The 11,894-nt window shown below is 63.6% G+C and carries 9 protein-coding genes; 5 read left to right on the top strand and 4 right to left on the bottom strand.

Annotated features, from left to right (window positions below; all coding sequences use genetic code 11):
* Positions 1-53: 53 nt before the first annotated feature.
* Both AB4048_RS09505 and AB4048_RS09510 read right to left on the bottom strand, forming a co-directional pair.
* A complete protein-coding gene (locus AB4048_RS09505; protein ID WP_442201699.1) occupies positions 54-362 on the bottom strand; it encodes a hypothetical protein in 309 nt (102 codons plus the stop codon).
* A gap of 100 nt (positions 363-462) precedes the next feature.
* The gene (locus AB4048_RS09510) at positions 463-735 is read right to left on the bottom strand and encodes a BON domain-containing protein (RefSeq protein ID WP_442201700.1); all 273 of its coding nucleotides are present in this window, start codon (positions 733-735) and stop codon (positions 463-465) included.
* A gap of 176 nt (positions 736-911) precedes the next feature.
* On the opposite strand from AB4048_RS09510, the gene dxr reads away from it, so the two are divergent.
* On the top strand, positions 912-2,105 hold the full coding sequence (dxr, locus tag AB4048_RS09515) for a 1-deoxy-D-xylulose-5-phosphate reductoisomerase (RefSeq protein ID WP_442201857.1): 1,194 nt from the start codon (positions 912-914) through the stop codon (positions 2,103-2,105).
* Positions 2,106-2,133: 28 nt separating this feature from the next.
* On the opposite strand, the gene hemA is transcribed toward dxr, so the two are convergent.
* The gene (gene hemA, locus AB4048_RS09520; RefSeq protein WP_442201701.1) at positions 2,134-3,348 is read right to left on the bottom strand and encodes a 5-aminolevulinate synthase; all 1,215 of its coding nucleotides are present in this window, start codon (positions 3,346-3,348) and stop codon (positions 2,134-2,136) included.
* 357 nt (positions 3,349-3,705) lie between these two features.
* Between hemA and AB4048_RS09525 the strand changes: the two genes are divergently transcribed.
* The 3 genes from AB4048_RS09525 to AB4048_RS09535 all read left to right on the top strand — a co-directional run bounded on the left by AB4048_RS09525 (position 3,706) and on the right by AB4048_RS09535 (position 10,324).
* On the top strand, positions 3,706-3,963 hold the full coding sequence (locus AB4048_RS09525; protein WP_442201702.1) for a YMGG-like glycine zipper-containing protein: 258 nt from the start codon (positions 3,706-3,708) through the stop codon (positions 3,961-3,963).
* A 193-nt stretch (positions 3,964-4,156) separates the two neighbouring features.
* Positions 4,157-6,082: an autotransporter assembly complex protein TamA gene (locus AB4048_RS09530; RefSeq protein ID WP_442201703.1), complete on the top strand. Its 1,926-nt coding sequence runs from the start codon at positions 4,157-4,159 to the stop codon at positions 6,080-6,082.
* 54 nt (positions 6,083-6,136) lie between these two features.
* Positions 6,137-10,324 (top strand): translocation/assembly module TamB domain-containing protein, encoded by a 4,188-nt coding sequence (locus AB4048_RS09535; protein WP_442201704.1) that lies wholly within the window; start codon positions 6,137-6,139, stop codon positions 10,322-10,324.
* A 60-nt stretch (positions 10,325-10,384) separates the two neighbouring features.
* Here AB4048_RS09535 and AB4048_RS09540 read toward each other — a convergent pair whose 3' ends face one another.
* Positions 10,385-10,813 carry an Lrp/AsnC family transcriptional regulator gene (locus tag AB4048_RS09540; protein WP_442201705.1) on the bottom strand — a complete coding sequence of 143 codons (429 nt, stop codon included), beginning with the start codon at positions 10,811-10,813 and terminating at the stop codon, positions 10,385-10,387.
* Between the two features lie 132 nt (positions 10,814-10,945).
* On the opposite strand from AB4048_RS09540, the gene rocF reads away from it, so the two are divergent.
* The gene (gene rocF / locus AB4048_RS09545; RefSeq protein WP_442201706.1) at positions 10,946-11,881 is read left to right on the top strand and encodes an arginase; all 936 of its coding nucleotides are present in this window, start codon (positions 10,946-10,948) and stop codon (positions 11,879-11,881) included.
* Positions 11,882-11,894: the final 13 nt, after the last annotated feature.

The raw sequence follows: 11,894 nt of genomic DNA on the forward strand, positions 1-11,894 counted from the left end.
GCGGTTTCGTGCTGCCGCTCGACGGCAGCCGTCATGCTTCTTGGGCTATGCCTTCAAAACCGCTTCGGCGGCGGCGCGTCCTTGTTTTTTCCGTCCTCGTCCGACCTCGCAAACAGCGTTCCCGTTACGAACGACTTGAAAAGAACGCCCATGTTTTCGTGGTCGTCGTAGTAGCTGTCATTGCCGTGATTGTTGTGGTGTCCTCCGCCTGAGACACGGTTGCAGTGATGCCCTCCGATCATCACGACATCGCCGCGGGTCGATGCCCCAAAGGAGACCACCGGCATCGCCGAAGCGGGGGCGGCAAGCAGCATCGAGGCAAGGATCAGAACTGCCTTCGTCGCCGGACCGATCTTTTGCATTTTTTGGCCCTTTCCAAACCGCGGAGAAAATAAACGCGCCGGACGCGGAAAAGTTCCGCTAGCTTAGGGGACGACCCTGGCGCAATCGAAGACAACCCTTCTATCCGGCTGCGGCGACAATCCGGTTCCTCACCGCGAGCACGCCCTCGATCGCCTCGGCGACAAGCGTTGCGCGCGCGACCTCCTCGGCCGTGCCGACCGTACCGTCGAGCGTAATCTCTTGCTCCTGAGCGCTAACGGTGACGTCACAGGCGTCGATACCGCCGGCGACTGCCAGCGCGTTGGCGACGGCGGTTTCCAGTGCCGCACGTGTGGAATGGTCGGTCTCCATCTGCGGTTCGCCGCCATGAAAGGTTGGTGCCTTGAAAACCATGCTCAGTCCTCCTCTTGACCGATCCTAGAGCGCAAACGCGCGGTATCGGCATTCGTTCATTTCCCGCGGGAGGGAGGAGAATGGCTCCGCGACCGCGCTCCCGATAGAATGCGCTCTTGCTGCACCAATCGATCCGCTATAGAGCCGTCATGACGGCAAGAAACGCGGACAACCTGATGACAAGCGGCAAACCGGCGCCGCGTCGGCTGACCATCTTCGGTGCGACGGGCTCTATCGGTCAAAACACACTCGATGTCTTGAACCAGCTCGGCGGGCGCGACGCGTTCGAAGTCGTGGCCATCACGGGAAACAGCAATGTCGGCCTCCTCGCCGAGCAGGCGAAGGCTTGCGGCGCCGAACTCGCGGTCACCGCAAGCGACGATCAGTATTTCGCGTTGAGGGACGCGCTCGCCGGAAGCGGGATCGAAGCCGCCGCCGGGCGCGAGGCGCTGATCGAGGCTGGCGCCCGCCAGTCTGACTGGGTGATGGCGGCCATCGTCGGCACGGCCGGACTGGAACCGACCCTTGCCGCGGCAAGGCGCGGCGCCGACATAGCGCTCGCCAACAAGGAGTGCCTGGTTTCGGCGGGCGAACTCTTTGTCAAGGCCGTGGCTGCCGGCGGCGGGCGGCTGATCCCGGTCGACAGCGAGCACAGCGCCATCTTCCAATCGCTGGAGGACGGCCAGCATCACGCGGTCGAGCGCATCATACTGACGGCGTCCGGCGGGCCGTTCAGAACATGGACGCGCGAGCAGATGGCGGGGGTGACGGCCGAAATCGCCCGCGCCCATCCCAACTGGTCCATGGGTCTGAAAATATCGATTGGCAGCGCCTCGATGTTCAACAAGGCGTTGGAGATGATCGAGGCAAAGCACCTCTTCGACCTCCACCCCAGCCAAATTGAAGTGGTCATCCATCCTCAATCCGTCATCCATTCCATGGTCGGCTATACGGACGGTTCGGTGCTTGCCCAGCTCGGCTCTCCGGACATGCGCACCGCCATCGGCTACGCGCTGACCTATCCGAACCGGCCGACGCTCAATGTCGAGCGGCTGGATTTCGCAAAGCTCGCCCGGCTGGATTTCGAGGCTCCGGACGAGGTGCGCTTTCCGGCGTTGCGCCTTGCGCGAACGGCGCTCGAACGTGGCGGCCTGCAGGGCGCCGTCATGAACGCCGGCGAGGAGATCGCCTTCCATGCATTCTGCGCCGGGCGTATCGGTTTCCTTGAGATGGCGGATATTGCCGAACAGGTTATGGAAGACATGACCGGCTTCGGCAGCGCAGGCGGCATGGACGAGGTGTTTGCAGCGGATACCGAGGCGCGCCGACGTGCCGGCGAGATCATCGCCCGCAAAGAAATGGCCGCATAAGCGGCCACTCCATCAATCGGTTCTGTTCTTAAGCGACCGCTCTCGCCAGCGCACAGCGCGCCCAGAGCGAGTGCAGCGCCTCGACCAGATGCTCCATGTCGGCGTCGCTGTGCAGCGGCGTCGGGGTGAAGCGCAGGCGCTCGGTCTTCTTCGGCACGGTCGGATAGTTGATCGGCTGAACGTAGACATCGAAATTGTCGAGCAATATGTCCGAGATCCACTTGCACTTGGCAGCGTCGGCGACCACCACCGGCACGATGTGGCTCGGATTGCGCATATGCGGAATGCCGCTCGCATCGAGTAGCGATCTGAGCTTGCGGACGCGTTCCTGATGGCGGGCACGCTCGAAGCTGCTGACCTTCAGGTGCTGGATCGAAGCGACCGCACCGGCGACAAGCGCCGGCGGCAGCGACGTCGTGAAGATGAAGCCGGACGAAAACGAGCGGATGAAATCGCAGAGCGCGGCCGACGCGGCAATATAGCCGCCCATGACGCCGAACGCCTTGCCGAGCGTGCCCTCGATGACCGTCAGGCGGTCCATCAGGCCTTCGCGCTCGGCGATGCCGCCACCGCGCGGACCGTACATGCCGACCGCATGCACCTCGTCGAGGTAGGTCATCGCGCCGTACTTGTCGGCTAGGTCGCAGATTTCCTTGATCGGCGCGATGTCGCCGTCCATCGAATAGACGCTCTCGAAGGCGATCAGCTTCGGCGCGTTCGGATCGGCGGCGGCAAGCTTCGCTTCGAGGTCGTTGAGATCGTTGTGCCGCCAGATGACGCGCTCGCAGCGGGCATGGCGGATGCCTTCGATCATGGACGCATGGTTCAGCGCGTCGGAGAAAATGACGAGGCCGGGGATCTTGGCGCCGAGCGTGCCGAGCGCCGCCCAGTTGGAAACATAGCCCGAGGTAAAGATCAGCGCCGATTCCTTGCCGTGCAGCTCGGCAAGCTCGCGCTCGAGAAGAACGTGGTAGTGGGTCGTGCCAGAGATATTCCGGGTGCCTCCCGCACCCGCGCCACAGTGGTCGATGGCGTTTTTCATCGCCTCGATCACCTTGGGATGCTGCCCCATGCCGAGATAGTCGTTCGAACACCAGACGGTCACTTCCCTGGGGCCGTCCGCCGTGTGGCGCGTGGCGCGCGGAAAATTGCCGCGGTGACGCTCGATATCGGCAAAAACACGATAGCGGCCTTCCTCGTGAAGCCCGTCCAGCTCGCTCTTAAAGTAAGCCTCAAAATCCATAATGCTCTCCAGAACAGTCGGCTCGTTTTCCTGATTGCCGGACTGCGCGTCAACCCCTTGCCGCGGCGCTGCGGCAAAAGGCCCTTACTTTTGAATAAATCCAAACAAAAATAACCGATCGCGGCAGATTTACAATCTGTGGAACCCCAAAACGCGTTCGATACATTTTGCCTCAGGGAAATCAGCTTCCGCGCGAGCCGGCATCCCGGCTGTCGATGAAATTGCAGAAACCCGTAGACAACCACATTTCGCGCTATATTTTCCAACGGCAGTGGTGCCGAGGAACCTTGGCGCCGCAGGGGTTTGCTTGGGGACCGTCTTCGCCGGGAAACCGGCCTATCAATGTGGAGAGACTGAATGAAGAAGATTTTCGTGCTCATGATGGCTGGCTTGTCGATTGCGAGCTGCACCCCGACGCAGCAAGGCGCCGGCATCGGCGCGGCTTCCGGCGCCATCATCGGCGGCGCGATCACCAACGACGTGCGCGGTGCAGCCGTTGGCGGCGCCATCGGCGGGCTGACCGGGGCGCTGATCGGCAATGTCGCCGAGCAGCCCGGCCAGTGCTACTACCGTGACCGTTACGGCCGCCGCTACATCGACGCCTGCCCGCGCTGAACCAGCCTCAATCGTCTGAACGACCCAAGTCCCGGACCTTAGATCCGGGACTTTTTAATCATATTAACGGCTTTTTCTGCGGCTCTATCTCAAAATGGTACACTTGGGATTGCTTTGCCCCTATGGTGCCCGCGCGTTGGCGACTTTACAACGCAAGGACTGAGGCGCTCTCAATGAAACCGTAAAGCGGCGTATGCGAACACGACGAACCGGCCCGAGATTTGGTATTGCGTACCGGCGAGCAGGCACCGTCATAGCGGTTGCAGCTGCGACGGCGCTGAGCCCGGTACTGACGCATCATGCCTTTGCCTTCAAGCTTTTCGGCCTCAATATCTTCGGCAGCGAGGAGCCGACCGAACAGGTAATCGATCCCGTGCGCTACACGGTCGAGCTCGACACCGGCAATGCGGACAAGGATCTCAAGAAGGCGCTGACCAACAGTTCCATGCTGGTTTCCGAAAAGGCCAAGCCGGTTTCGGGCGATCTAGGCGTCGTCATCAAGGCGCGCGACGATCGCGACCGCCTTCTCGCCGCGCTCTACGAGCAGGCCCGCTACGGCGGCGTGGTGACCGTGACGCTCAACGGCACGGATATCGACGCGCTTCCGCCCAATCCGACCTTCCCGCGCACAAGGCCGGTTGCGGTCGTGGTGAGGGTGAACCCGGGACCGGTCTTCAAGCTCGGCAAGATCGTGCTGCAGGGTGACGCTACTCGCGTCGATCCGGCAAAGTACGGGTTGGTGCGCGGCGGCGACGCAAGCTCCATCGCCATCATCAAGGCCGGCGACCAGATGGTCGCGGATTTCCGCAATCAGGGTCGACCGCTCGCCAAGGTCGTGCAGCGTGACGTCATTGCCGATCACGACACGAACCTGGTGGACCTGACGCTCAAGGTCGTCAGCGGCCCCGTCGCGCCGATCGGCAATGTCGGCGTCACCGGCCAGAAGAGCGTGGACCCGGAATTCATCCGGCGCTACTCAAGGCTAAACGAAGGCAAGCCCTACTCGCCGGAAGAACTGCGCAAGGCCGGCGATCGGCTGCGGCGGCTCGGCGTCTTTTCAAGCGTGACGATCCGCGAGGCGGACGCGCTCGCGCCGAACGGAACCATTCCGATGACCATCGAGGTTTCGGAAGGCAAGCACCGCTATTTCGGTGTCGGGGCACAATATTCGACGATCGACGGCTTTGGCCTGCAGGGCTATTGGGGTCACCGCAATCTGTTCGGTCAGGCGGAATCGCTTCGGCTCGAAGCCTCCGTCGCACGGCTCGGCGAATCGACCGATGTCGGCAATCTCGACTACGGCGCCGGCATCCTGTTTTCGAAACCCGGCGCCTTCTTTCCCGCTGCAACCTTCAATGCAAGCCTCAGGGCAAAGACCGAGCATCCCGACAGCTACGATGCCAGCACGATTACCGCGGATGCGGGCCTTACCTACGAAATCACGGATTACGATACCGTGTCGGGTGGCGGACAGGTTCAGTATGAAGACAGTACCGACGCCTTCGGCGACCATGAGTACCTGACGGTCTCCATTCCCTTGAGCTACGTGCGCGACACACGCGACAACAAGCTCGACCCGCACGAAGGCTATCGGGCCACCGTCGATCTGAAGCCGAGCTACGAGGCGATGAACGGCACCTTCTTCACCTCCGCCGAAGGATCGATCTCGGGCTATCAGGCTTTCGGGTCGAGCGACAACGTCGTCTTTGCCGGCAAGCTTGCGGCCGGGTCGCTGCTCGGCGCCGACAACCTCGAGGACGTGCCGACCACCCGGCGCTTCTATGCCGGCGGCGGCGGCTCGGTGCGTGGCTTCGGCTACCAGGAAATCACCGTCTACGATGCGGCAGGCGATGCGCTCGGCGGACGCTCCTATGTAACGGCTTCACTGGAAGCGCGGCTCCGCATCACCGACACGATCGGCATCGTGCCTTTCGTCGATGCCGGCAGCGTGACCGACAGTAATTTCCCCGATTTTTCCGATGTGCGCGTCGGCGTCGGCCTCGGACTTAGATATGCGACGCCATTTGGCCCGATTAGGCTGGACTTCGCCGTTCCCCTGAATAAATACGAAGGGGGATCCGACTATGGCATCTATGCCGGTATTGGCCAGGCCTTCTAGGCCGCCTTTTCGGCAGGATGTCACGGAGGACGCCACGAGGTTTACAGCATCCCCATGGATATCTTGAAGCGAGTTTTGAAAGGATTGGGCCGGATCAGCGCCTACGTGCTGTCGGCTGCTATCCTTTTGGCGATCGCTCTGGTCCTCGTTATCGGGTTTGCTCCCGCCGCCACGCGGCTGGCGGTCGATACCGTGGCGCGAATGGCCTCGACGCCGGACCGGATCATCGCCATCAGCGAACCATCCGGACTACTTAGCGGGCGGCTGCGCGCAGGCGCAATCACGCTTTCCGACAGCAAGGGCGTATTCCTCGAATTGCATGATCTTGCCGTCGACTGGTCGCCGACGGCGCTTCTGGGCGGCCGCTTCCATGCGGACAGGGTTGCGGCCGGTTCGCTCGCCGTCGAACGCGCCCCGGAGGCGCCAAAGGTCGAGGCACAGCCCGCGGCACCCGAGACCGCGACGACCGGCTTTTCGCTGCCGCTCGCCATCGAGGTCGGCACGATCGAGCTGCCCGACATTCGCCTTGGAGCGGCGCTGGCTGGGCGTGAGTTTGCGCTTACCGCCAGCGGCAGCCTTCGCGCCGACAGCCGCAGCGTCGACCTGATCCTCAACGCCAATCGCCAGGACGTCAGCGATGCGAAGCTGACCGCCGACGTCGCGTTTGCGCCGGCGGAAAACCGGCTGCGTCTCAAGGCGCAGCTCGCTGAACCCAAGGGCGGAATGCTGGCTTCGATGCTGAAGCTGCCGAACGAGCCGGCGCTCAATTTGGACGTCACCGGCGAAGGACCGCTTTCCGATTGGAAGGGCAAGCTTCAGGCGGCCCTTGACGGCCAGCCCCGCGTGACCGTCGAAGGGCACCATCAACTGACCGCGGACAGTCAGCACCACATCACGGTCAAGGGCGGCGGCGATGTGCAGTCGCTGCTGCCGCCTGCCTTCCGGCAGCTCTTTGCCGGCCAGACGACGGTCGACGTCTCCACCGCCTTCGACGACAAGGGCAAGATCGACATCCAGACCGGCAATCTGGCCACCGGCGCCTTCGTGCTTGCCGCCTCCGGTACGCTCGACCCTGCCGGCAACAACAGCCTCAATGCCAATCTGATCGGCACCGCCGGGCCGGTCGACTTCCGCTGGCCGCTTGAAAACGGCGAAGCCCGCGCGCTGATAACGCGGGTCGATCTTGCGCTTACCGGCGCCGCGAAGGCGGTGAAGATCGATGCCAAGGCAGCGCTCGACAGCGCAAGCACGCCGGATGGCAAGCTGGACAAGATCGCGCTGACGGCGAGAAGCGACACCTTCGATCTCGCCGGCCGGTCGGGTCCGTTGCAGGTGAGGCTTGATGTCGGCCAAACCGCTTTCGCCAATCCGGACCTCAATCGCCTCGTGCGCGCGCCGCTGACGCTGATTGCGCCGCTGCAGCTTTCTCCCGACGCGGTCGGTTTCAACGGCACGGCGCTCGAAAGCGCGAGTATCGGGGGCACCCTCAACGGCAAGTACACCCTGGCATCGCAGTCGTTGACCGGCAATTTCAAGCTTTTCGTCCTGCCGGACGTGCTGCCCGACGCGCTTGCCGGAAAGTTTTCCTCGACGATCGCGCTCGAGGGCCAGATCGCCAGCACCCTTCCAGCCAAGTTCAAGCTTTCGAACTTCGGCCTCAAGTCCGATACGCTGGAAATCGGCGGCAACGTCGCGCTTGAAGACAAGACGATCGCCGCCGACCTCTCCGGCCGCGTCCTCAACCTTTCAAAGCTGCTTGCCAATGCCGACGGCCAGGCGGACTTCACGCTGAAGGCCACGGGTCCGCTCTCGGCCGCCGCCGTCGATGCAAGCCTGAAGGCGGTAAACGTCAAGCTCGCCGGAAAGCTGCTCGACACGCTCGACATCGCCGTCACCGGCACCGCCGACCCCAAGGCGCCGCAGGGGAACGTGAAGGCCAGCGGCTCGATCGACGGCAAGCCGATCAGCATTGTAGCGGACGCGCTGTCGAAGGACGGGCGCACGAGCGTGCCGGCCCTTTCGGCAAAAGTCGGCGCGAACACCGTTCAGGGCAAACTCGAGTTTTCGCCCGCCTTCGAACCGATCGGCGCATTGACCTTCGACCTGCCGGATATCGGGCTGCTCGCCGCTCTCGGCGGACAGAAGGCCTCGGGCGACCTCAAGGGATCGGTCGACCTGACGAACACCGAGGGGAGAATAGGGCTCAAGCTGAACGCCACCGGCAGCGGCATCCGCCGGGACGATCTGGCCATCGTCAAGCCGGAAATCGCGTTGACGGTGGACGATCTCAAGGCCTTCTCGGCCAACGGCTCCGTGCGGGCTCAGGAAATCGCTTCCGGCGACAATCGCGTTTCTGGCCTGGCGCTGACCTTCAAGCAGCAGGCTAGCCGCACCGATTTCGACCTCAATGCCGCCTATGACGGCCGGCCGCTGACGGCGGCCGGGAACGTCGAAACGGGTGGCGGACAGACGGTCGTCAGCCTCAACAGTTTCGCGGCCACGCCCCGCACCATTCCCGTCAGCCTTGCAGCGCCGTCGAGGATCGTCATCAAGGGTGGCGTCGTGACGCTCGACAATCTGACGATCCGCACCGGCGGCGGCTCCGTCGTCGTCAGCGGGACGGCAGGCGACACGCTCAAGATCAATGCGAGAATTGCCGATCTCCCGGCAAGCCTCGCCAATAGCTTCGCGCCCGGTCTCGATGCCGCCGGCACGATCTCCGGCACGGTTTCGGTCACCGGCAAGCCCGCCGCACCCGTCGTCGATTTTCAAGCCAATTGGGCGAATGCGGCCACCAGCCAGACGCGGTCGGCGGGCCTTGGCGCGCTCGCCTTGCGCACCAACGGCCGCTTCGCCGACAACCGCGTCACCATCGACGGCATCAATCTGACAGGCGCCGGCGGTCTGGCGCTGAACGGCAGCGGCAACGTGGCGATATCAGGCGATCGGGCGCTGGCGATGAAGATCGACGGCACCTTGCCCTTCACCGCTCTTGCCGGCCAGCTCGCGGCGCAGGGCTTCGACATGACCGGCTCGGCGCGGATCAACCTGCAGATCGCCGGAACCGCCGCCGCTCCCCTCGTGACCGGTACCATCACCACCGACGGCACGCGGTTGGTCGACGTGCGCCGCAACATGGCGATGAACGCCCTTGCCGTCACGATCACGCTCGACGGCCGGCAGGCGACGATCTCGCGATTTTCGGGCACGCTCGCGACCGGCGGCAGCGTCTCGGCGAGCGGCACGGTCGGCATCCAGCCGGCAAGCGGGTTTCCGGCCGACATCAGTATCCGTCTCGACCGCGCGACCTATGTCGACGGCACGCTCGTGACCGCGACCGTCAGCGGCACCCTGAACGTGCGCGGGCCGCTCCTTACCGCTCCGGTTCTCAGCGGAACCCTGCAGCTCGCGAGAGCCTCGATCACGGTTCCGGAAAAGCTGCCCGCATCGCTTTCCGCGCTCAACATCCAGCATCGCAACGCGCCGGCGGCGGTGCTTGCGCAGGTCGGCAACCAGCCGCAGGGCCCACGCGAAAAATCGACCACGCTCGGGCTTGATCTGCGCGTCGACGCACCATCGCAGATCTTCGTGCGCGGGCGCGGCATCGACGCCGAACTCGGCGGCAGCGTGACGATCCGCGGCACGGCGTCGGCTCCGATCGTTGCCGGCGGCTTCACCATGCGCCGCGGGCGCCTCTCCATTCTCAGCCGCCGACTCGATTTTACCGACAAGAGCAAAATCACCTTCGCCGGCGACCTGACGCCGGCACTCGACATGGCCGCAAACTCTGTCGTCGGCTCGACGACGATCACGATCAGCGTCACCGGCCTTGCCAACGATCCGACGATCGCTTTCTCCTCGTCGCCTGCCCTGCCGCAGGACGAGGTGCTGGCGCAGCTGATTTTCGGACAGTCGATGTCGCGGCTGTCGGCGCTGCAGATCGCACAGCTCGCCGACGCCGCGAGCCAGCTGGCGGGCGGCCGCTCGACGTCGCTGTTCGAAGGACTTCGCAGCCATCTCGGCATCGACAACCTCGACATCACGACGGATGCGCGCGGACGCGCGCAGGTCAGCGCCGGCAAATACCTCAACAAACGCACCTATATCGAACTGCAGCAGGGCGGGGACAATTCCTCGAAGGCGATCATCAACTTCGATGTCGGCCGCGGCGTGAAACTGCGCGGCGCCGCGGGCTCGAATGGCGCCGGCGAAGCTGGTATTGTCTACGAGCGGGAATATTAGCGCATGTCTCCAGAAGGCGCGCACCGGTTTCGGGAGATAGGGTGCCTTTTAGAAGCCGGCTTAGAAGCCGGTCTTGGTGGTCTTCAGGAGAATGTTCGTCTCCGTCGTGTTGATACCGTCGATCAGCCGGATGCGCCGTAGCGTCTCGTCGAAAGCGGCGAGGTCGCGATCCTCGAGTTCGGCGATGAAATCCCATTTGCCGTTGGTGCTGTGGAGCGCCCTCACCTGCGGCAGGCCGCGAAGCTGATCGGCCACGCGATCGGCCATGCGGCCCAGTACCTCGATCATCACGATCGCACGGACACCGGCCTCGCCGAGATCGTGGCCGGTGCGGATGGTGAAGGAGGTGATCGTGCCGTTGGCGACGAGCCGATCGATGCGTGCCGAGACAGTCGCCCTCGACGCGCCGGTTGCGGCGGCAAGCGAGGAAACGGGCGTTCGCGCATTGTGGCGAAGGGCGCTGAGAAGCTCGCGGTCAAGGTCGTCCATGGCTATTCAATCTGTCAACTGGCTGCATGCAATCTGTATAATTGTAGACTAATTTCGGCACTTTTCCATCTTTTTGCTGCCATCGCCGTAAGACATAATTCGCGTCGAAAACCATCCTGAGGAGCCCCTGCCATGACTATCGATCCAACCTCCATTGCCCTGATCGGTGTCCCGCTGGAAGAAGGGTCCGGCCGTCGCGGCTGTGCCATGGGCCCGGCAGCGCTGCGCATCGCCGGTATCGACACAACGCTCCGCGACATGGGTTGCACCGTTACCGACGAAGGCGACTTGAAGCCGCTGCCGGCGCGCGACGTCGCCCACCATCCGAGCGCCAATAACCTGCAATTGATCGCCGCCTTCACGCGTGAACTCAGCGGCGCGGTGTACGATGTCGCGCGCAGCGGAAAATTTCCGCTCATCCTCGGCGGCGACCACGCGCTGGCCATGGGCAGCGTTTCCGGGATGGCGCGTTACGCAGCCGATGTCGGACGCCCGCTTTTCGTGCTCTGGCTTGATGCACACGCGGATTTCAACTCACCTGCGACGTCGCCGTCGGGCAACATGCATGGCATGCCGGTCGCCTTCTTCTGTGGGCTGGCCGAATTCTCCCCGATCCTTCCAAGCGACCGGCCGATGGTCGATCCCAAGCGGGTCTACCAGGTGGGCATCCGTTCGGTCGATCCCGAAGAGCGCAGGCTTGTCCGTGAGCATGGCGTCAACGTCTTCGACATGCGCTCGCTCGACGAACGCGGCGTCGCCTCGATCATGCACGACGTGCTCGAGGCGGTCAGCACCGTCAACGGCCTGCTGCACGTCAGCCTCGACGTCGACTTTCTCGATCCGGATCTCGCGCCGGGCGTCGGCACCACGGTGCCCGGCGGCGCGACGTTCCGCGAAGCCCATCTCATCATGGAAATGCTATCCGACAGTGGCCTCGTCTCCTCGCTCGATCTCGTCGAACTCAATCCTTTCCTCGACGACCGCGGCAAGAGCGCCCGTGTTCTCGTGGAACTGACGGCGAGCCTTTTCGGCCGACGCATCTTCGACCGCCCGACGCGGGCGGCATAAAACAAAAAAGGGG

Origin of the sequence: Rhizobium sp. RAF56, assembly GCF_052113965.1 — a bacterium.
In the GTDB taxonomy this organism is placed as follows: Bacteria; Pseudomonadota; Alphaproteobacteria; order Rhizobiales; family Rhizobiaceae; genus Rhizobium.

Bases quoted from the DNA above. Each gene is read 5' to 3' on its own strand.
- AB4048_RS09535 (WP_442201704.1), top strand. From the start codon at position 6,137: ATGGATATCTTGAAGCGAGTTTTGAAAGGATTGGGCCGGATCAGCGCC.
- AB4048_RS09505 (WP_442201699.1), bottom strand. From the start codon at position 362: ATGCAAAAGATCGGTCCGGCGACGAAGGCAGTTCTGATCCTTGCCTCG.
- rocF (WP_442201706.1), top strand. From the start codon at position 10,946: ATGACTATCGATCCAACCTCCATTGCCCTGATCGGTGTCCCGCTGGAA.
- AB4048_RS09525 (WP_442201702.1), top strand. From the start codon at position 3,706: ATGAAGAAGATTTTCGTGCTCATGATGGCTGGCTTGTCGATTGCGAGC.
- AB4048_RS09530 (WP_442201703.1), top strand. From the start codon at position 4,157: ATGCGAACACGACGAACCGGCCCGAGATTTGGTATTGCGTACCGGCGA.
- hemA (WP_442201701.1), bottom strand. From the start codon at position 3,348: ATGGATTTTGAGGCTTACTTTAAGAGCGAGCTGGACGGGCTTCACGAG.
- dxr (WP_442201857.1), top strand. From the start codon at position 912: ATGACAAGCGGCAAACCGGCGCCGCGTCGGCTGACCATCTTCGGTGCG.
- AB4048_RS09510 (WP_442201700.1), bottom strand. From the start codon at position 735: ATGGTTTTCAAGGCACCAACCTTTCATGGCGGCGAACCGCAGATGGAG.
- AB4048_RS09540 (WP_442201705.1), bottom strand. From the start codon at position 10,813: ATGGACGACCTTGACCGCGAGCTTCTCAGCGCCCTTCGCCACAATGCG.